Genomic DNA, 20,844 nt, shown 5'->3' with positions numbered 1-20,844 from the left:
AAATGCTAAAGTTTTAATTAATTTATTTTTAGCCCCAAAATATTGCTAGTTTAACTGTAATTGCAAACGGACGAGTAATTGGTAACACAGGTGAAATTAATTTCATCATTAAATAAGTGAAGTATCACGCAAAAACGAAAATCATTAGCTACACAAACGTTGGTCCCAAAATTCAACCTGATTTCATGATATTTTCAGAAAAACTTGAAATTGTTGCCGATTTTCGGTAAAATACTTCAGTGCATGATTATCTGAAGGGAGGAATATGAAATGTCACATAACGATCATATTGGGACAGCTAATGACCGTCGTAAGGTCAATAACGTCAACGTTAAGAACCGTCGCAAACAACATCTTGCAGTTCTTGACTTCTTGAAGAAACAAGAAGAAGCTGAAAAAGCTGCTAAATAATTTCAGCACTGCTTGGCCTAATGCCTGGTGGAGCTGACCTTATGCGAGATCACAGCACGGTGTTTCCGGCTCGAGCGGAATATCCGCGTTCTTAATTAAGGGGTTAGTTTCAATTAATTGAACAAATTGATAGCTCCACATGGGCCCATTATTTGAGCACATGTGGATTTATTTTTGCTTTTAATTAGCGGTAATTAAGCTTGATGTTTTGTAGTATGCACTGTTTTAGTGCATACTCGCTAGAGATAGTTGCGGTAAATGTTTGAAAGCTGACCTGACCAAGAAAGATATTTCTTACACAGATAATCATTGGAAAAGTTTTACAAAAGACAAAACAGATAATTGAAGCCGCAGAAGATAGGAGAATTAAGTAATGAGTGTTTTAGAAGTTGAACATCTATCAATGGCTTTTGCAGACAAACAGTTATATGAGGATGCATCATTTCGTTTAAATAAGGAAGATCACATGGGTGTCATTGGTCAAAATGGAGCAGGAAAGTCCACCTTGATCAAGTTGTTAACTGGGACTGAATTACCGGATGAAGGAACTGTTAAATGGCAAAATAAAACGACAGTCGGCTATTTGGATCAGTATGTAAAGGCCGGAGCTGGGCAAACGATCGAGGAGTTCTTGCATACTGCTTTTGCTTACTTATTTAGATTAGCTGATAAACAAGCAAAATGTTATGCCCAATATGCACAAGATCCTAAAGATGAATTGTTGGAAGAAGCCGGTAAGATCCAAGAAAAATTGGAAGCTGCTGATTTTTATGGAGTTGACACGAAAATCGCTCAGGTCATGACTGGTTTAGGGATCGACGCGATCGGAGTCGACAAGCAGGTCAGTGAGTGCTCGGGTGGACAGCGTTCAAAAATAATTTTGGCCAAACTTTTGTTAGAGGAGCCCGACGTTTTGCTGCTGGATGAGCCTACCAATTATTTGGATACGGAACACATTGAATGGCTGACGGATTATTTGAATTCATTTGCAGGCTGCTACATGGTTATTTCCCATGACTTTGATTTTTTGGAAAAGATTACCAACTGTATCATTGATGTTGCTTTTGGTAAGATCATCAAATATACTGGGAGTTTCCAATCAGCCGTCAAGCAAAAAGAAGTAAAAAAAGAAGTACAGCGTAAAGCTTATGAAAAGCAGCGCCAGCAGATCGAAAAAGACGAAGCCTATATTCGAAGAAATAAAGCGGGGACACGCTCGACTATGGCCAAGTCACGGCAGAAACGTTTGGATAAAATGGAGCGGATCACGCCGCCAAGCGACAACTTGCAGGCACATTTTAACTTTCCGTATGTTAGCTTAATGTCTTCAGAAGTTTTGACAGTTAAAGATTTGTCAGTCGGCTATCAAAGTCCCCTGTTGGAGCCAGTGACTTTTTCTATGTCGCACGGAGAAAAGGTAGTGTTAAAGGGATTCAACGGGGCCGGAAAGTCAACCTTGATCAAATCGATTTTAGGGAAGATCGCGGTGTTTGGCGGTTCGGTCAAATTTGTAGACGCAGTTAAGATCGCTTATTTTGACCAAGACTTGGTTTGGGATGATCCTAGTCAGTCGCCGTTAAAGACGATTCAAAATCAATTTCCAAAATTAGAACCGAAAACGATTCGTCAAAGATTAGCTCGGGCTGGCTTGAATGCATCCAACGCTATGAAGCCGATGAAACTTTTGAGCGGGGGCGAGCAGACCAAGGTCAAGCTGTGTACATTGGAGCTGATCCCCAGCAACTTTATCATCATGGACGAACCGACTAATCACTTGGATGACGAAACGAAGCATGCCTTGCGCGAGTCCTTACAAGCATTTGACGGCAATGTCTTGTTAGTGACTCATGAGTTCGATTTTTATGCTGGCTGGATCGATAAGGCCTTTGATGTTGCGGCAGCTCGGATCCAGAAATAAAATAATATTGCAGGTCAGGTGTCTTGTTACCAAGACAGTTGGCTTTTTTGTCATAAATTTTGTGCGAGGCCAGTGGAAGTTAGCTCCGATCGCGGTCAAGTCGCGGTCAAGCGGCTGCAGTCAGCTGAAGTTTTATCTGATTGCGGTTGATTTTTTAGAGGTCAAACGAAGTTCTCACCGCTTCAACCGCAGCGCTCAGCTATTTTGTTAACTTGAATCGCAAAATATTTGACTAGATCATTGAATGTGCTTATGCTCTCCTAGCGAGAAGTACTAGTGGGTATTATAACGAACTGCTAGTATTTCAATGAATACGATCAGTGAGGAATTTTCGTGGTTCACAAACGAAATAAACATACTTATCACTTAGTCCTGGCTGTCTTGCTCGGCGGTGTTTTTTTAGTGGGACAAAGCAGGGACAAAGTACATGCCAAGCCGGTCCCATCAGCTAATATCAATGACTTGCCGATCTCTGATAAGCAATAGCGAAAGGATTCTGCCAATGACTTGGCTCAGATGATCCGCGACGGCAAAGTCACCAGTCCGGAATTGGTCAAGCATGCCGCGGCGTTGATCAAAAAGAAAAATTCAGATTTAAACGCCGTTATTTCTTTGCGTGAGGACAAAGCCCTCAAAGAAGCAAGGATAATGTCTGACACCGGGCAGCCGTTTTATGGGGTGCCACTCTTGATCAAAGGCTTGGGTCAGCAACTTAAAGACGAGTCTAATACTCGTGGGTTACTGCCATTAAGGGGACAAACTGCAACACAAACCTCTGATTATGTCAAACTTTTGCGCTCGCTTGGTTTCGTGATCATTGGTCAAACAAATTATCCTGAATTGGGACTGACTAATGTCACTAAATCAAAGCTTTATGGTGCTGCCCATAATCCGTGGGATCCTAAATATAATACTGGTGGGTCGTCTGGCGGCGGGGTCGCAAGTTTGGCAAAAAGCATTGTGCCTTTAACAACAGGAAATGATGACGGCGGTTCGTTACGGATTCCTGCTTCATGGTCGGGGGTAATTGGCTTGAAACCTACTCAAAGGGGCGATCGTGGGCGATGACACTGTACCGTCAACGGTCAATTTTGCTAATGCGAAAAATGTGGCGGACTTACAAAAATATTTTGACGGGATGATCAACCAAGACAACAGAGAAAAACTCATTAAGGATCCACCAAAAAATCTTAAGAAATATCCGATCGCATACTCGACTAAGTCGCCAGTGGGCACCAATGTCAGCAAAGACGTGGTCAAAGCGGTCAAGCAAACTGTCAAATTTTTACGTTCTCAAGGTTATGCTGTGGTGAAAAAAGACGCGCCGGTCGATGGTAAAAAGTTAATGATGACCTATTACACCGAGTCAACGCCGACTGGGACAAACGCCAATAAAATGATCAGACAAAAGACGGGCCAGAACATGAAATACAAGGATGTTTCACCGATGACCTGGGCTTTGTATCGGGTTGACAAGAAACAACCACAGTCGCTAGAAAAGCAGGTTGCCAAGGAAAATAAGTTGGTTGACAAGCAAATGACAGCTTTTCATAAGAAGTATCCCTTATATCTGACTCCAACCACGACTAAAACGGCAGCCAAGAATAGTGATCCGGCTTACTTGCCAAAATACACCAAGAAGTTACACAAGATCTCAAAATTAAGTCATAAAAAACAGATCCACTTGATCTATGATGCTTGGCTGCATTGTTTAGCAAAGACGCCGTTCACCCCACTGGCAAATGTTTCTGGTGAACCTGCATTAAGTTTGCTGGCCTATGTTTCCAAGTAAGGACTGCCGCTCGGAGTTCAGTTCGAAGCGGCCAAGGGTCAAGACCAAATGCTTTTGTTGCAAGGACAACTGAAATTTCTGGATGATTATCAAGCACAGTAAAACAAAGGGTGGTCCTTTACAGCTTGTGAGAGGACGCTATTTTCGTGAGTTGAAAATGGGTGAATTATGAGAATTAGTCGGGGCCAGCAAATTTGTGTGCATAGAATGCTAAAATAGAAACGGAATAATAATTTGAGTAAAGGAATGGTTTAAATGAATGAGAGCGCATGTACTACGATCTTGGTCGGCAAGAAAGCAAGCATTGATGGTTCGACGATGATTGCTCGTAACGATGACACATTTTTGCCACTAACACCGCAACGTTTTGTAATGCAACAGGCGGTTTCTGGCCGGCATGAGACCCTAGAATCAAATATCAACGGTTTTAAGGCACCACTGCCAGAATCAGGTTACAAAACGACATTTACTCCCAACGTTGAAGTCGACAGGTGGGGCGTCTTCAACGAAACTTCGATCAACGAAAGAAACGTCGCAATGTCGTCAACAGAATCAGTTTACGGCAATGAACGCGCTCTAGCTTATGATCCCTGGGTAAAGAATGGTTTGGCAGAAGATTCCTTGCAAACTATGGTTGCACCGTTTATTGATTCAGCGCGCCATGGGGTGAAGTACTTAGGCAACTTGATCAAAAAGTACGGTTCTCCCGAAGGAAACGGGATCTTGTTATCTGACGCAAATGAAGTATGGTACATGGAAATCGTTACTGGTCATCACTGGGCTGCAACTCGTATTCCAGATGACGCGTATGCGATCGCAGCTAATCAAGTTGCTCAAGATCATATTGATTTTAATGATCCAGACAATTATATGTGGTCAGACGGTTTGCAGGAGTTTGTTGCAGAACATCATTTGAACCCATCCAAGGACGATTTTAACTTTCGGCGGATCTTCGGGACAGATAATGAAAAAGACCGCCACTACAACACACCGCGTGTTTGGTATGGACAACGCTGTTTTAATCCGTAGATCGAGCAAGATCCGCAAAGTAGCAACCTGCCGTTTATTTGCCACGCTAACCGATTATTATCAGTGGAGGATCTGGAAGACGTTTTAAGTTCTCATTACAATGAAACACCTTATGATCCGTTGGGACATGGTTCTGAAGCAGACAAAAAGAAGTTCCGCCCGATCTCATTAAACCGGACTCAAAATTCCCATGTTTTGCAGATCAGAAATGACGTACCAGCCCAACAAGCGGCTTTAATGTGGATCTGTTTTGGTGTACCAACATTCACACCGTATGTGCCATTTTACAGCAATGCCACTGATACTGACCCATCATGGAGTGAGACGTCTTGTGATTACAATATCAAAGATGCTTATTGGATGTATCGGACATTGTCAATGTTGACGGAAACACATTATTCTAACTTCTTGCAAGAAAATCGTGATTACTTGACAGATGCTAAAGAAGAACAGCACCGTTTGATCGCAGAAACAGACAAGAATGCAGCTGAGTTGAGTGGACAAGAATTGGTAGCTTACTTGACTACTAGAAACCACGAAATGGTTGCAGAAATGCGTGACCGCACAATGAAAGAAATTGGCAATTTTGTCAAACAAGGACTGCAATTTTCCAAGCTGATATTTGATATGGATGCTAATTTGTAATAGTGTTAAGACCTGGTCGAAATGATCAGGTCTTTTTTTAAACAAGGTCAAGTGAAGCGGGAACTTCCGAGCATTATCGGCTAGAAGTTGGGAGAAGTCTTAGCCAATTTGAGAAAATCGGCTAAAAGTCAGACAAAGAATTAGCCAATATGGCAAAATCGGCTAAAAGTCAGGCGAAGAATTAGCCAATTTGAAAATTAAGCTACAGTAACAGTCAGCTGAAAAATAGTGATAAAATAAATAAGACAAAACAATACGCTAACCACTCAAGATGGTGTAAAGACTGGAGTAAATTGAATGAGCAATAACAAAAAAGAAGTCCACGAAAACTTAGCAAACTGGGATGACCGTGCTGACATCCATGCAAACGGCGGCTATGGCGATCTCAACATGTTTGCGGCTGATCCGCATGCGCTCACGGCAACTGTCAAGCGCGACTTGGCAGTTCTGCAGCCTTTTTTGCCGGGGAGTTCAGTAGCCGGTGAACGTTTGTTACATCTGCAATGTCATATTGGAAATGATACTCTCAGCTGGTGGCGGCTTGGAGCTCAGTCTGTTCATGGACTGGACTTTTCTCCCAAATCGTTGGACTATGCAAGAAAATTAGCTGCCAAAGCCCGGGCGGATATTAATTATGTTAAAGGTGATGCCCGTTATGCTGCGGCAGCGCTGCCTGACAAATTAGGGCAGTTCGATGTCATTGTGACTAGCGCAGGAACTATCACCTGGCTGCCGGATCTGAAAGATTGGGCGCAGTCGATTGCTGACTTGTTAGCACCTAATGGAGTCTTTATGATCCGCGACAATCATCCATTGTTATTTGCTTTGGATAATGAAGGCTTTGAGATCAAGCAAGATTACTTCAGTGGTACTCAGTCATTTTATGAAGACGATGGCTCATATGTTGTCAGCACTAAAGCGAATAACAATGCTAAGGTCAAACATACGCGTAATTACAACTGGGCTCATGACTTTCATGAGATCGTGTCTGTTTTACGAGCCGCTGGATTAACGATCGAAGAGTTGGGGGAGCACCAAGTTACTGATTGGCAGGCTTTGCCAATGTTAACCTATGATGAGAGTAAAGACGAGTGGAAAATGCCAGCCAGCTATCCGCAAATACCATTGACCTTTTCGGTGGTCGCACGTAAAAGTTAACGAACTTTGCTTTTTTTCAAATTGCCAGTATAATGTTTGCTAGAAATTCTTAGGGGATGTGGAATAAAATAATGCAGATCGCAGTAAATAAATTTGTAGAAGAAATAACTAATGAAAATTATGAGATCAAACAAGTCGAAGCCACGAAAAGTGAATTCGCTAAAAAAAAGAGCAAGCTAGTTGATCAAATGATCACTAATTTCGTGCAGGTCACAAATGATGACAAATTGGTGCAAAGCCGGTTGCTGCTAAAAACTAAGGGAGAGCCGATCATTATCAGTCTGGAAAGTGGTGTGATCAATTTACCATTTGAAAATGTCAAGCAGGTCGATAACTTTTTCGACCAGCAAGAAGATGAAGTGCCAGCTGTCGTTAATTTGATTGTTAAAGCTCCTGCTATAAATGCATCCGGCTTGCGGATCGACCAGATCTGTTCGGTCACTGAACTGGGACAAGCACCTGAAGAGTTCGGCGAAAAAATTACGGCTAGAGTGCAGGAATTATTGGATACGATCGAGGAAAACTCAGCTAGTAAAAAATAAATGATCGAGGGAAAGTCATATGGAAAATATTTTGGTCGTGATCCAAAACGTAAGGAATCAGGTCAGCAAAAAAGAACGTGTTTTGTGCGACTACATCTTGGCTTCACCAACTGAGGTCATGCAATTACCCGTCCAAAGCCTGGCACAACGCTGTCAAATCAGTGCAGCGACAGTTGTTCGTTTTTGCCGCCGTTTGGACCTTGATGGTTATTCTGATCTGAAGTTGCATTTGTCAGCAGCAGTTCAGGAGACTCAGGGTCAAGAGTATGGTGAGATCAAACCTGGAGAAAGTGCGAGCGAGATCAGCGGTAAACTACAGCTGCATTTTGAAAATGCGTTGAAAGTCACGACTAAAAAACTCGATGATCAAGTGATCGAAACAGTTGTTACTGCACTCCATGAAGCACATCAAGTCCAGCTTTTTGGGCTGGTGTCATCTTCACTTGTTGTGCAAGATATGTACCAAAAACTAAGCCGCTTGGGCCTTAGTGCCGTCGTCAATAATGACATTCATTTGGCAGCAACGACTTTAGCGTCTGGCAGTACTGAAGATCTTTTGCTTGTAGTTTCGACCAGTGGCAATACCAAGGAAGTCGTTACTTTGCTGAAATTTGCTAAAGAAAAGAGTATTACGACCGTTTTAGTGACAGCAAATACTAACTCTACCGGAGCCATGTTGGCAGATCACCTGCTCGAATCGCAAAATTTGGGTGAGTCAGTGATCCGACCCGGAGCTTCGACCTCGCTAGTCACTGAATTTTTCGTGGCTGACGTTTTGTTGTTCCGCTACGTTGCGCGGTATTATGCCGAAGTCTTAGATAGTCTGAAAGACTCGCGTGAGTTGATCAAACGTTTGAATAATGATTGAATGGGGTGTCCTAACGGGACAGCCTCTTTTTTTAAGATAAAATAAATTATTTTGATTGCTATTTAAGAAATTTTATTTCATAATTATAACAACTAAAATTATAAAAACCGAATAATGTTTGAATAATGCGCTTACAAATGCTAAAATTCGGTTAGTAAGAAAGCTTTTAAATTGGAAAGGAGTATGCAGATGAAAGTTGATCTGAGTAATTTGACGACTGAACGACGTAATGACGCTACGATGAATTTAGATGAATTATCTGTAGAAACAGCTGCCCAATTGATGAATCAAGAAGATCAAAAGGTCGCTCCCAGTGTTGAAAAAGCATTGCCGCAGATCGCACAAGCAGTTAAACAGATCATTCAAGCGTTTAACCACGGCGGTCGCCTGATTTATATGGGGGCGGGTACTAGCGGACGTTTGGGTGTTTTAGATGCTGCCGAATGTGTTCCGACCTTTGGTGTTTCAAAGGAAATGGTAGTCGGCTTGATCGCTGGCGGTGCACAGGCGATGACAGTTGCAGTCGAAGGGGCTGAAGATTCCTTGACCTTGGGGCCGCAAGACTTGCAGGAATTAAACTTGACAGAAAATGATGCAGTTGTTGGGATCGCGGCAAGTGGTCGGACACCATATGTGATCGGCGGTTTGAAGTACGCGGCAAGTGTCGGGGCCGCTACGATCTCACTGGCATGTAATCCGAATGCCGCGATCTCTAAGTACGCGAAAACTGCGATCGAAGTTGATTGCGGACCAGAATTTTTGACAGGGTCGACCCGTTTGAAGTCAGGTACAGCGCAAAAGCTGATCTTGAATATGTTGTCTACTTTGTCGATGATCGGGATCGGTAAAGTTTACAATAATTTGATGGTCGATGTTAAAGCAACTAATGAAAAGCTGGTTGAGCGTGCCAAGCAGATCGTCATGCAGGCCACTGGTGTCAGCTATGCAGAGGCCGAGCATTATTTGGACGAAGCAAACCTGAGTGTCAAAACGGCGATCGTGATGGCAAAAACGGGTACGAATAAAGAGCAAGCAGAACAAAGACTAGCTGCTGCAGATGGTTTTGTTAAAAAAAGTATTGAAGGCGAATAAAAAGGGGGCTGTTTTATTATGGCAGATGAATTTAATGCTAAAGAAGTCGCGGAAAAAATTTACAAGTATTCCGGCGGCGTGGACAACGTAGAATCATTTGAAAATTGTATGACCCGGATCCGGATCGAGGTCTTTGACCATGACAAGATCGATGAAGCTAAACTAAAGGAACTCCCGGGGGTATTGGGTGTTGTTAATGATGAGCAGTTACAGGTCGTTGTTGGACCTGGTAAAGTTAACAAAGTCGATGCTGCGATGGAAGCTTATTCTGGTAATAAATCGGGTGAAAAAGTTGAAAGCAACAAAGCTCGTGCTGCGCAACGTGCTGAAGAAGTAAAAGCTGAAACGAAGGAAAAACAGAAGAAATCACCGTTTAAGTCATTATTGAAAGATATTGCTAATATCTTCGTTCCGATGATCCCAGCCTTTGTTGGTTCTGGTTTGATTGCTGGTATTGCAGCCATTATTTCTAACTTGATCACCTCTAAAACGCTGACGGGTGAAGGTTGGACTCAAGTTGCACTAGTTCTTAATATTATTAAAAACGGTATGTTTACATACTTGCCAATTTATACCGGGATCAATGCTGCACGAGTCTGGGGTGCCACACCAACACTTGGCGGGGTTACCGGTGCAGTTGTCTTACTGACAGGGATGGACCCTGATGCACCGATCAAAAACCTTTTTAACGGTAGTGCTCTAGCCGCTAACCAAGGCGGTATTATTGGTGTTATTTTGGCAGTTTGGCTGTTATCTGTGATTGAAAAGAAGATGCACCAGTGGATCCCTGATTCGATCGATATTATTATCACGCCGATGGCCGGCTTGCTGCTGATAGGATTGGCAGAGATCTTTGTCATTATGCCATTAGCCGGTTTTGTTTCTGACGGGTTAGTTGGCGGGATCAACTGGGTCTTAAATGTCGGGGGAGCTTTTTCCGGTTTTGTTTTGGGAGCTTTGTTCTTGCCGATGGTTATGTTAGGCTTGCATCAAATCTTAACGCCGATCCATGTGCAAATGATCAGCCAGACTGGTAATACTCCGCTTTTGCCGATCTTAGCGATGGCTGGTGGCGGACAAGTTGGAGCTGCTATTGCTTTGTGGATCCGTTTACGTCACGATCAAAAATTAGTTGACATGATCAAGGGCTCATTGCCAGTTGGGATCTTGGGTATTGGTGAGCCGTTGATCTATGCGGTAACTTTGCCATTAGGGCGGCCATTTATTACCGCATGTATCGGTGGCGGGATCGGTGGTGCTGTGATCGGCGCTATCGGTAAGATCGGTGCCATCGCGATCGGACCATCTGGTTTGCCGTTGATTCCATTGATCGATCATGGTCGCTGGTGGGGCTATGTTTTAGGTTTGATCGCAGCTTATATTGGCGGTTTTATTGTCACTTACTTCTTTGGAATACCGAAGGATAAGTTAGCAGTTGAAAAGGCTGAAGCTGCTGCAGAACGTGCAGGTGTCGCAGTTGAAGAACTACAAGCAGATAAAGTTGCAGATGAAGAAGTTCAGCCACAGGCAGATCCTGAAATCAAAAATGAAAGTTTACAGTCAGCAGTGAGTGGTGAGTTGAAAGATATTACTGCTTCGGCAGATGACGTCTTTTCAAAGAAAACGATGGGTGATGGTTATATCGTAAAACCAACGAGCGGGGAAATTTATGCACCGATCAACGGGACGATCAGTTCAGTTTTCCCTACTAAACACGCGCTAGGGATCACCACAGCGGGCGGTTTGGAAATTTTGATTCACTTAGGGATCGATACTGTTGACCTAAAAGGAACTCCGTTTGACGTAAAAGTTTCTGCAGGTCAACAGGTAACTGCTGGTGAACTGTTGGCAAATGTTGACTGGCAGGCGGTTACAGACGCAGGCAAATCAACGGAAACGATCATCGCAGTCACTAACATGGATCAGGTTGCGGACTTTAGTTTGGATAAGACAGGACAAATCGCAGCCAAAGACCAAGTTGCTGAGATCAAATTAAAGTAAATAGTTTAACAGAACTGAGTTGCCAAGCGTATTTTTGGCGACTCAGTTTTTGGCTTAAGTAAGAAGTTTGCCATCAATAACTAATACAATTATAAAAAAACAGTTGACAAAGCTCATTTTAACGCTTAATATCAAAGACATTAAGAATATGAAAAAACGTTGAAGAGAAGAGTAATTTTCCTTAGTACATTTAAAGAGACCTTCGGTGGCTGCAAAGAAGGATGGAAAGAGAAAATGAAGATGAGCTCTAAGTTGATCGTTAGTGCAAGCTGACGGTCCGCCGATTGCGATACCATCACGGTCTTGTTTGAGACTAAGCGGCTATTATGATATCTAAAAGTAATAGCAATTAAGGTGGTACCACGGGTTTTCGTCCTTTGTATGACAAAGGGTGGGACCCGTTTTTTTATACCCAGGATGAGGCGAACCTCCAGAGGTTAAATAATATTGACAGAGCAGATTTTTAATGACATAGAGCAGAAAGCAGGATAGGTCAATGATAGAGTTAAAAGACATTTCGAAAACCTTCCAAACAAAGGAAGGGGAAGTCAAGGCTGTTAATAATGTGAATTTGACAGTCAACAGTGGTGAAGTTTACGGAATAGTCGGTTTTTCCGGTGCCGGTAAAAGTACCTTGGTCCGAATGTTGAACGGACTAGAAATGCCGACTTCTGGTGAAGTTTTGATCGATGGTACCAGGATCGATACCCTGAGCGGTGAAAAATTGCGGGATCAACGTAAAAAGATCGGTATGATCTTTCAGCATTTCAACTTGCTCTGGTCACGGACAGTTTTGGAAAACATCATGTTTCCGATGGAATTAAGCGGCATCTCTAAAGCTGAACGCGTTAAGAAAGCACAAAATTTGGCAGACCTAGTTGGCTTGGGTGACCGGGTCCATTCATATCCAGCACAGCTTTCTGGTGGACAAAAACAGCGGGTCGGTATAGCTAGAGCTCTGGCCAATGATCCAGATATCTTGATATCTGACGAAGCGACAAGTGCCTTGGACCCGCAAACGACCGATGAAGTGTTAGACTTACTGGAACATATCAACCAGCAAATGAACTTGACGATCATCATTATCACACACGAGATGCATGTTATTCGCCGTTTGGCAGACTCAGTTGCGGTAATGGAGGATGGTAAATTGATCGAAAAAGGACCAGTTTCAACAGTCTTTACCGACCCGCAAGAAGAATTGACTAAACGTTTTGTTAATTCGGAAGTGGATAAAAGTCAAACTCCTGATATCAAGCAAATTACAGCTGATTTGATCAAAAAATATCCGCAAGGCAAGATCGTTTCACTCAAATTTCATGGTGATCAAGTCAAACTGCCGATCGTAACTGAAATGATCCGTGAATTTCCTAATGTAACGATGAGTATCTTAGAAGGGTCTATTCATCAAATTGGTGATAGGCAGAGTGCGATCGGCACGTTGTTTGTTCAACTACTGGGTGAACCTAAAGATATTGAAGGAGCATTGGACTTTCTGAACAAAATGCGTGTAGAAACGAAGGTGATCAATAATGGGTGAGCAAGGACTTAGTTCATATTTTCAATTTAATAACGTCAACTGGCCCAATGTGTGGAATGCGGCCTGGGAAACTTTATGGATGACAGTTTTATCGGTAGTGATCGTAGCGATTTTGGGGATTTTGTTGGGATTGTTGCTATATCAAACGGATGGCAGTAAGAATATTGCCGTTAAGATTTTAAATTGGATCGTCGGATTCTTTGTCAATGTCTTTCGTTCGATACCTTTTATCATTTTGATCGTCTTGTTATTGCCAGTCACTCAGGTGATCGTTGGGGCGATTACAGGTGCCAAAGCCGCGATCCCATCGCTGGTCGTCTCGGCCGCACCGTTTTATGCCCGGTTAGTACAAATTGCCTTTAATGATGTTGATAGTGGGGTGATCGAGGCAGCATATTCAATGGGTGCCAGCAGCTGGCAAGTTGTCTGGAAAGTCTTGATCCCGGAAAGTTTGCCGGCTTTAGTTTCAGGTATCACTGTTACAGCAATTTCATTGATCGGTTATACGGCGATGGCTGGTGCGATCGGTGCAGGTGGTTTAGGACAGTTGGCTTATACAGATGGTTTCCAATCGTACAATAATGCTATTACGTTGGCAGCAACGGTCGTAATCGTGATAATCGTGTTTGCGTTCCAGTATTTGGGAGATCTTGTTACCAAAAAAGTCGATAAACGCTAGTAATTAATGTTGATCAATAGAAACAAAACAAAAAATAGGAGTTGAAGAATATGAAAAAGAAACGTTTGGTAAGTTTATTGTCTATTGCAGCAGCCAGTGTGCTTTTGCTGGTCGGTTGTGGGTCAAAGGACAGTTCAAGTCAAAAGACAACGACGATCACTGTTGGTGCTTCGGCTAATCCGCATGCTAAAATTTTGGAACATGTTAAGCCGCAACTGAAAAAGGAAGGCATTAATTTGAAGGTCAAGGTCTTTGATGATTACGTAATGCCTAATAAAGCTCTGGCTTCAAAAGAATTAGATGCTAACTACTTCCAACATAAACCATTTTTAAATAATTGGAACAAAAAAAATAAGGGCAGTTTAGTTAATGCTGGCGGTGTTCATTTGGAACCGATCGGTGTTTATTCTAAGAAATACAAGAACTTAAAAGATCTGCCTCAAAATTCAACAGTTCTGGTCTCCAGCAACGTAGCTGATTATGGCCGTGTTTTACAAATATTTAAAGATGCTGGTTTGATCACAATCAAAAAAGGTGTCAACCTTGAAACAGCGACATTTGATGACATTGCAACTAATAAGAAAAACTTGAAGTTCAAGCATACTTATGAGGCAAAATTGATGCCTAAATTGTATGAATCAAATGAAGCTGCCGCAACTGTGATCAATGCGAACTATGCCGTGCAAGCTGGTTTGAATCCGCCAAAAGATAGTATCGCACTGGAAAAGAAGTCCTCTCCTTACGTCAATGTGGTCGCAGTCCGCAAAGGCGATACGAAGAAACCTGCGATCAAGAAGTTAATGAAGGCTTTGCAATCAGATTCAACACAGAACTGGATCAAGAAACAATATAAAGGCGGCGTACTTCCGGCTAAGTAAAAGCTGGGGGATGTCTCTTAAAGAAAGTCGTTGCTAAGAGCAGCGGCTTTTTGTATTTTAATTAAAAAGGAAGTCATCTGGCCCTAAGTATGACAAATCAACGACTAGAGAGGAAAGCTAACTTCCAGGCGCAAACATTTGGTAAAGTGACATCACTAGTTGAATTGAAACTTATGGTTGAGTTTATCAAACGTTTGAAAGAAAGACTGGGAAAGACAGTTGAACAGTGGGCTGGAAAAGCAATGAGCTAAAATTTTAAGATGTATCGTAGCCGCTCTGTTTTTCTATAAAAAGAAGTCAATAATGATCATTGGTACAATACTTAATTTTGCACAGCTGTTGCAGTGAAGTTTGTACATAATTTTGGCAAAAGGTGCTATGATATATTTAGAATAAATATAAGTATAATTTAGAAATGAGGAATGACTTAATGTCAAGTGGTCAAACGATCACAAATTTGTTCATCATATTGATCGTATTCTTTTTTGCGGCGTTTTTCGTTGCGTCTGAATTTGCCATTGTTACCTTACGTAAGAGTGCGGTAGAAAGTGCTCTTGAAAGCGGGAAGGGCAACCAGCGCAGGTTAAAATTATCCTTACAGATGATAAATAACATGAATGAATATCTATCAACTACACAGGTCGGAGTTTCATTGACAGGGATCATCTTAGGTTGGATTGGTGCCGATTCGTTGACTAAGATCTTTTTGGACCTGTTTGGTGTTTTACCTTTTAGTCACACGACCGCTGTGTCGATCAGTGCAATTTTAGGTGTTGTATTGTTGACTTATTTGGAAGTGGTCTTGACTGAGATCGTGCCGAAAAATATCAGTATTGATATGCCCATGAAAATGATGATGTTTATCGTCACACCTTTGCATTATTTTCATATTATCTTTTACCCGTTCGTGTGGTTGCTGAATGTTTCTGCCACCGGGATCGTCCGCTTGATCGGATTAAAACCTGCAGGTGAAGATGAAGATGTTTTATCGCAAAACGAGATCTTGAACATCTCTAAAAACGCCGTGACTGGCGGGTCGATCGATCGTAATGATTATTTATATATGGAGCGTGCTTTTGAATTTAATGATAAGGTCGCTAAAGACATCATGGTCGATCGGACTAGCTTGGAAGTCATCGATGTGACTCAAACAGTCGATGATGTTACTGAGCTTTATTTGGAACAAAAGTTTAGTCGTTATCCGGTTGTTGCTAATAATGATAAGGATAAGATCTTGGGCTATGTTTACATCTATGACATCGTTCGTCAAGCTCAAGTCGATGGAACTGTGCGTGTTGCAAAACTAATGCGGACTATTAGTACTGCTCCGGAAGTTACGCCGATTCAAAACTTATTGAAGCAAATGATTCAAAAGCACGTCCCCATGGTCGTCATTTTGGACGAGTACGGCGGTACCAGCGGGATCGTAACTGACCGCGATATTTATGAAGAGTTGTTTGGGACAGTCAAAGATGAGGCCGATGATGTTTCACCAGATGATATTATTGACAACGGTGATGGGACCTATAGTGTTTCTGGCAAAACTACTCTCTATGATTTTGAACGCTATTTTCATTTTAAGGACAAGTATTTCCAGGAATCTGAGTCTGTGACAGTTGCTGGTTACTTGCTGGAAAATTATAAGATCAAGCTGGGCAGTGAGATCGAGATCGGACAGTTGAATATCAAAGTAACAGAATTTAACCGGAACTACATCGAATGGATGACGGTTGAAAAATTGCCGGAAGAAGAATCAACGTCAGATGATGATGAGAAATCAGAAACAAACAATTCGACTGCAGACTAGTCATGTGGTTAAATAGTAGGTGAAAGTAAGGACGGGAAAACTAAACTCCCGTCCTTTTTTAAAGCTAGAGGGTTTGTTATAAGAGAACTTGAAGGGGTGACTTGATTTTGGAAAAAGATCGGATGTTAAAACTCAGGTTTGGTGTTAATTTTCGCGAAATGGGCGGATATCCTACCAAGAACGGCCAGGTGACTCAATGGCGCAAACTTTTGCGTAGTGGGAACCTCGGTGAACTAGCACCTGAAGATGTGGATTATTTGAAAGATTATGGTCTCAAATACGTGGTCGATTTGCGTTCGGAATCAGAATCTGCTTATTTCCCAGACAAAATGCCTGAAGGAGCACATTATTATAATTTATCAGTTTATCCATTTGCCTCATCTTTATTTAAAAATTTGGGTGTCGTTGGGTCAATGAAGTTGAAGACTGGCAACTTGTCGTTTGTTGACGAGTCCTACGCGCAAATGTTAGCGGATCCCCATGCGCAACATGTTTATCGCAATCTTTTCCAACTGTTATTGCAAAATGATCAGCCTGATGAAAGTTTGGTTTTTCATTGTGCAGCGGGCAAGGATCGGACTGGAGTCGGCGGCTTTTTGATTTTAAATGCTCTCCAGGTCAAAGATGAAGCGATCATGAATGATTATTTGATGACTAATCTTTATTATTCTAATGCATCGACTGAGATGATCAACGGTATTTTAACTGATGATGATCAGGACAGTTTGGCTAATGAGTTGAATTCTAACTTGGCTGTTGCCAGCGAGAACTTTGAAACTTTGTACCATACTGCCAATGCGATCTCAGGTTCTGTCCAAAATTATCTGCAAGATAAGATGAAACTATCGGATCAAGATTTAGAAAAGCTGGGTAAGTTGTATCTGAAATAGTGAGAAGGGGTCAGATGAATTCAACGATCAACACACAAATTTATTATTCACCGTTAGGAAAATTACTGCTGGCCAGCAACGGACAAAGCCTAATTGGCTGTTGGTTTGAAGACCAAAAATATTACGCTGCGGGTCTTTGCCAGACGCAGATGCGCGACCAGCAAGATCATGTTTTGAAACAGGCAGCGCTTTGGCTTGATCAGTATTTTGCCGGGCAAAATCCAGGAGCTGGTTTCGTTCACTTGGATCCGCAAGTAACTGAGTTTAGGCGGTCAGTTCTAACTGCTTTGCAACAGGTCTTATATGGGAAAGTGATCAGCTATCAAGATTTAGCTGCCCAGGTGAAAACGCCGGCTGTTTCTAGCAAGTATGCCCGTTCAGTCGCCGGAGCAGTGGCGCATAATCCGCTGAGCATCTTTATTCCCTGTCATCGCGTGGTCGGCAGTGATGGTTCACTGACTGGCTATGCAGGCGGAATAGAACGAAAGAAAGCTTTATTGAAATTGGAACAGAGAAAACGATGATATTAAAAAAAGGGGCTTCCTACATGGCAAATGTAAGAAGTCCCTTTGTGTTTTATAACAAGAATAAATTAACTCCGATCACAAGTGCACCTAGAATGATCCGGTACCAACCAAAAGCTTTGAAATCGTTGTTTTTGATGTAGTTCATCAAGAAGCGGATCGACAGGTAGGCAACGACAAATGATACAACCATGCCAACTAACAAGATCACACCTTGTTCGCCGCCAAGAGAGCCGCCTTTGGCAAAGAACTTAACGATTTTTAGCAGCGAGGCCCCAAACATCGTTGGGATCGCTAAGAAAAATGAAAATTCAGTCCCGACATAACGTGAAGCTCCAATTAAGATAGCCCCTAAGATCGTCGCACCGGAGCGTGAAGTTCCGGGGATCAAAGATAAAACTTGGAACATTCCGATAAACAATGCAATGCTGTAAGGCAAGCTGTCAAGATCAGAATATCTTGCATGCAGGTCAGACTTTTTCTTTTCGTTGCGATTTTCGACGATAATGAACAAAATCCCGTATATGATCAGTGTTGCTGAGACAACGGCCCAGTTCATCAAGTGCTCGTCCATCCAGTCGTTAAGAGGTAAGCCGATGATCGCAGATGGAAGCACAGCGACGATGACTTTTAACCACAGGTTCCAGGTACTTTTCTTTTCCCGCCCCGTTTTTTTAGGAGAGAGGGGATTTAATTTATGGAAGTACAAGACGACCACAGCCATGATGGCCCCTAACTGGATCACAACGTTAAACATGTCGGTGAATTGTTTAGGCTGTTGCATTTTGATGAATTCATCGACCAAAACAAGGTGTCCAGTTGAACTGATCGGAAGAAATTCAGTGATCCCTTCAACGATGCCTAAGATTATTGATTTTATAATATCCAAAAGAAATTGATCCTTTCTCGCGTTAAATATGTACGCTATTTGTTTAGTAACAAAAACTATCATAGCTATTTTTTTCATTGTGTTCAAGTTTTCATGCTAAATTTATGAAAATTTCAGTTTTTGGTCAGCTATTTTGTTTTTTTCACCTGGTAATAGAGCTTTTTGTCAGATTTAGTCGTGAAACCGACCTGAAACATTGCGTTGATGAATCTTGCAGCATGTACTATGTTACAAAAAAACTCAGCTCTCAATTAAGAGAACTGAGCCAAACACTTTGATGTGTTAAATTTTAGTCAAAGTCAACACTGTGTGGGAAACGTGCAACAGGTGCTGTACCCTTGAGTTCTTCTTCGATACGGAGAAGTTGGTTGTACTTTTCAACACGTTCTGAACGTGCCATAGCACCAGTCTTGATTTCACCAGATTCTGTGGCAACAGCGAAGTCAGCGATGAATGTATCGCCAGTTTCACCTGAACGGTGTGACATCATAACTGTCCAGCCGTTCTTTTTAGCCATGCGAATTGTTTCTAGTGTTTCTGAAACTGTACCGATTTGGTTAAGCTTGATCAAGACAGCGTTACCGCAGCCTTTCTTGATAGCTTCACGAACGATAGCAGGGTTAGTAACAACTAAGTCATCGTCAACGATTTGAACTTTGTCGCCAACAGCTGCAGTGAACTTAGCATAGTTCTCCCAGTCGTCTTCGCCAAATGGATCTTCGATCGAAATGATCGGGTACTTTTCAACTAAGCCTTCGTAGTACTTGATCATTTCGTCAGGAGTCTTTTCTGTTCCTTCGAATTTGTAGTTACCAGTCTCATGGTCGTAGAATTCTGATGAAGCAGGATCCAAAGCGATAGCAATTTCTTCGCCTGGTTCGTAGCCAGCTTGTTTGATAGCTGCAACGAGCATTTCAATCGCTTCTTCAGTTGAGTCCAAACGTGGAGCAAATCCACCTTCGTCACCCAAGCCTGTTTCGTAGCCTTTTTCAGCTAAAACGCTCTTCAATGTGTGGTAGACGTTAGCGATTTTTTCGATACCGTCACGGAATGATTCTTTCTTAACTGGAGAAATCATGAATTCCTGTGTGTCGATACCTGAATCGGCATGCTTACCACCATTGATAACGTTATGGAATGATTGAGGTAATTCTGCATGTGTACCGCCAAGGTAACGATACAAAGGAATACCTTCATAGTTAGCTGCTGCACGACAGTTAGCCATTGAAACACCCAAAATAGCGTTGGCACCTAAGCGACCCTTGTTATCAGTACCATCAAGGTCGATCATGATTTGGTCAACTGCTGCTTGGTTGAATGGGTCAACACCATGCAAAGCATCATTGATTTCAGTATTTACGTTGTTAACAGCCTTCAAAACACCTTTACCTTGAAGACGGTCACCACCATCACGTAATTCAACAGCTTCTCTTTCACCAGTAGAAGCACCAGATGGAACAGCAGCGCGACCCATTGTGCCGTCTGACAAGATCACATCGGCTTCAACAGTCGGGTTGCCACGGGAATCAAAGATTTCGCGTGCTTTAACCTTTTCAATATAAACAGACATTTAATAAGCTCCTCTCTTTCATGTGAAACTGCCTCAGACAATTTCACTAGTCCAGAAAAAATATTTTTTGATGAACTCACTGACATTCATCCACCTTCATTATTTTATCGTTTTTAGAGGGGAAAAACAAGCAAAATATGTGAATATACACGCAAACTAGCTAATGTTTTCATAAGTTTTTAGAAAAAGCGTTTTCTTATTTTCTAAAATTTCAAGTTTCTGACAAATTTGTGCTGCTCGGATGCTGACTTGCCGTGGATGAGCTTAATTATTGACCGCTTACAGTTTTCTTTATACCATATTTTAAAACGTTACCTTGAAAATAATTGTTGAAAGAGATGTTTCACTGGTAGTTAATTCATATTAGTTGAGTTCTCTCGGCTTTGTTTTAGTAGTCGGGCTACGTGAATCAAAAGTCTGCGCCTATCCAACTTCAACAACAAGTCGTAAAAAACACGACTTATTGTTGAAGTCCGATAATGCTCAACTTTTAAGCGATTCACTCCGCCCTGTTTTTTTAGTCGGGCTACGTGACCCAGAAAGCTCCGCCTAATTAACTTAGACATCACGACAAGAAAAGCACTTGCCATAATGCCTAAGTCCATTAGTGC

19 protein-coding genes, 1 pseudogene and 1 other annotated feature are annotated in these 20,844 nt (G+C 42.1%); of the genes and pseudogenes, 18 read left to right on the top strand and 2 right to left on the bottom strand.

What is annotated here, in order from left to right; translation table 11 throughout:
* Positions 1–270: 270 nt before the first annotated feature.
* From FC65_RS12145 to FC65_RS01275, 18 genes and pseudogenes are all read left to right on the top strand, one after another.
* On the top strand, positions 271–411 hold the full coding sequence (locus tag FC65_RS12145; protein ID WP_010497167.1) for a hypothetical protein: 141 nt from the start codon (positions 271–273) through the stop codon (positions 409–411).
* Between the two features lie 373 nt (positions 412–784).
* Positions 785–2,329: an ABC-F family ATP-binding cassette domain-containing protein gene (locus tag FC65_RS01340; protein WP_056971266.1), complete on the top strand. Its 1,545-nt coding sequence runs from the start codon at positions 785–787 to the stop codon at positions 2,327–2,329.
* A 333-nt stretch (positions 2,330–2,662) separates the two neighbouring features.
* The gene (locus FC65_RS11755) at positions 2,663–2,815 is read left to right on the top strand and encodes a hypothetical protein (protein WP_154022005.1); all 153 of its coding nucleotides are present in this window, start codon (positions 2,663–2,665) and stop codon (positions 2,813–2,815) included.
* Positions 2,816–2,845: 30 nt separating this feature from the next.
* Entirely contained in the window at positions 2,846–3,397 is a 552-nt protein-coding gene (locus tag FC65_RS12720) for an amidase family protein (RefSeq protein WP_268869420.1), read from the top strand.
* Entirely contained in the window at positions 3,387–4,121 is a 735-nt protein-coding gene (locus FC65_RS12715) for an amidase (RefSeq protein ID WP_268872465.1), read from the top strand. Before FC65_RS12720 ends, FC65_RS12715 begins: the two co-directional genes overlap by 11 nt.
* Before the next feature lie 255 nt (positions 4,122–4,376).
* A pseudogene (locus FC65_RS01330) lies at positions 4,377–5,795 on the top strand (C69 family dipeptidase).
* 297 nt (positions 5,796–6,092) lie between these two features.
* Entirely contained in the window at positions 6,093–6,953 is an 861-nt protein-coding gene (locus FC65_RS01325) for a class I SAM-dependent methyltransferase (protein WP_056971265.1), read from the top strand.
* A gap of 71 nt (positions 6,954–7,024) precedes the next feature.
* Positions 7,025–7,495, top strand: a complete 471-nt coding sequence (locus FC65_RS01320; RefSeq protein ID WP_056971264.1) for a hypothetical protein — start codon at positions 7,025–7,027, stop codon at positions 7,493–7,495.
* A 19-nt stretch (positions 7,496–7,514) separates the two neighbouring features.
* Positions 7,515–8,363, top strand: a complete 849-nt coding sequence (locus FC65_RS01315) for a MurR/RpiR family transcriptional regulator (protein WP_056971263.1) — start codon at positions 7,515–7,517, stop codon at positions 8,361–8,363.
* Between the two features lie 189 nt (positions 8,364–8,552).
* Entirely contained in the window at positions 8,553–9,455 is a 903-nt protein-coding gene (gene murQ / locus FC65_RS01310; protein ID WP_056971262.1) for an N-acetylmuramic acid 6-phosphate etherase, read from the top strand.
* Positions 9,456–9,470: 15 nt separating this feature from the next.
* Positions 9,471–11,456 (top strand): glucose PTS transporter subunit IIA, encoded by a 1,986-nt coding sequence (locus tag FC65_RS01305; RefSeq protein WP_382405829.1) that lies wholly within the window; start codon positions 9,471–9,473, stop codon positions 11,454–11,456.
* Between the two features lie 150 nt (positions 11,457–11,606).
* Positions 11,607–11,837 (top strand) — a binding site (T-box leader).
* A gap of 115 nt (positions 11,838–11,952) precedes the next feature.
* Complete coding sequence (locus tag FC65_RS01300) at positions 11,953–12,996, top strand: methionine ABC transporter ATP-binding protein (protein WP_056971260.1); 1,044 nt, start codon at positions 11,953–11,955, stop codon at positions 12,994–12,996.
* On the top strand, positions 12,989–13,675 hold the full coding sequence (locus tag FC65_RS01295) for a methionine ABC transporter permease (RefSeq protein WP_010497189.1): 687 nt from the start codon (positions 12,989–12,991) through the stop codon (positions 13,673–13,675). Before FC65_RS01300 ends, FC65_RS01295 begins: the two co-directional genes overlap by 8 nt.
* A 50-nt stretch (positions 13,676–13,725) precedes the next feature.
* Positions 13,726–14,553 carry a MetQ/NlpA family ABC transporter substrate-binding protein gene (locus FC65_RS01290; protein ID WP_056971259.1) on the top strand — a complete coding sequence of 276 codons (828 nt, stop codon included), beginning with the start codon at positions 13,726–13,728 and terminating at the stop codon, positions 14,551–14,553.
* 89 nt (positions 14,554–14,642) lie between these two features.
* The gene (locus FC65_RS11750; protein ID WP_154022006.1) at positions 14,643–14,804 is read left to right on the top strand and encodes a hypothetical protein; all 162 of its coding nucleotides are present in this window, start codon (positions 14,643–14,645) and stop codon (positions 14,802–14,804) included.
* Positions 14,805–14,983: 179 nt separating this feature from the next.
* Positions 14,984–16,360 carry a hemolysin family protein gene (locus FC65_RS01285; RefSeq protein WP_010497190.1) on the top strand — a complete coding sequence of 459 codons (1,377 nt, stop codon included), beginning with the start codon at positions 14,984–14,986 and terminating at the stop codon, positions 16,358–16,360.
* 107 nt (positions 16,361–16,467) lie between these two features.
* Positions 16,468–17,250 carry a tyrosine-protein phosphatase gene (locus tag FC65_RS01280; protein ID WP_010497191.1) on the top strand — a complete coding sequence of 261 codons (783 nt, stop codon included), beginning with the start codon at positions 16,468–16,470 and terminating at the stop codon, positions 17,248–17,250.
* Between the two features lie 14 nt (positions 17,251–17,264).
* A complete protein-coding gene (locus FC65_RS01275) occupies positions 17,265–17,774 on the top strand; it encodes a methylated-DNA--[protein]-cysteine S-methyltransferase (protein ID WP_010497192.1) in 510 nt (169 codons plus the stop codon).
* Positions 17,775–17,826: 52 nt separating this feature from the next.
* Here FC65_RS01275 and FC65_RS01270 read toward each other — a convergent pair whose 3' ends face one another.
* Positions 17,827–18,726: an undecaprenyl-diphosphate phosphatase gene (locus tag FC65_RS01270; protein WP_191979896.1), complete on the bottom strand. Its 900-nt coding sequence runs from the start codon at positions 18,724–18,726 to the stop codon at positions 17,827–17,829.
* A gap of 226 nt (positions 18,727–18,952) precedes the next feature.
* Positions 18,953–20,233 (bottom strand): phosphopyruvate hydratase, encoded by a 1,281-nt coding sequence (gene eno, locus FC65_RS01265; protein ID WP_056971257.1) that lies wholly within the window; start codon positions 20,231–20,233, stop codon positions 18,953–18,955.
* Positions 20,234–20,844 lie beyond the last annotated feature (611 nt).

The organism is Ligilactobacillus acidipiscis DSM 15836 (assembly GCF_001435755.1).
GTDB lineage: Bacteria > Bacillota > Bacilli > Lactobacillales > Lactobacillaceae > Ligilactobacillus > Ligilactobacillus acidipiscis.
The sequence above is the reverse complement of the archived record's forward strand: the minus strand, read 5'-3'. Positions and strand labels throughout refer to the sequence as shown.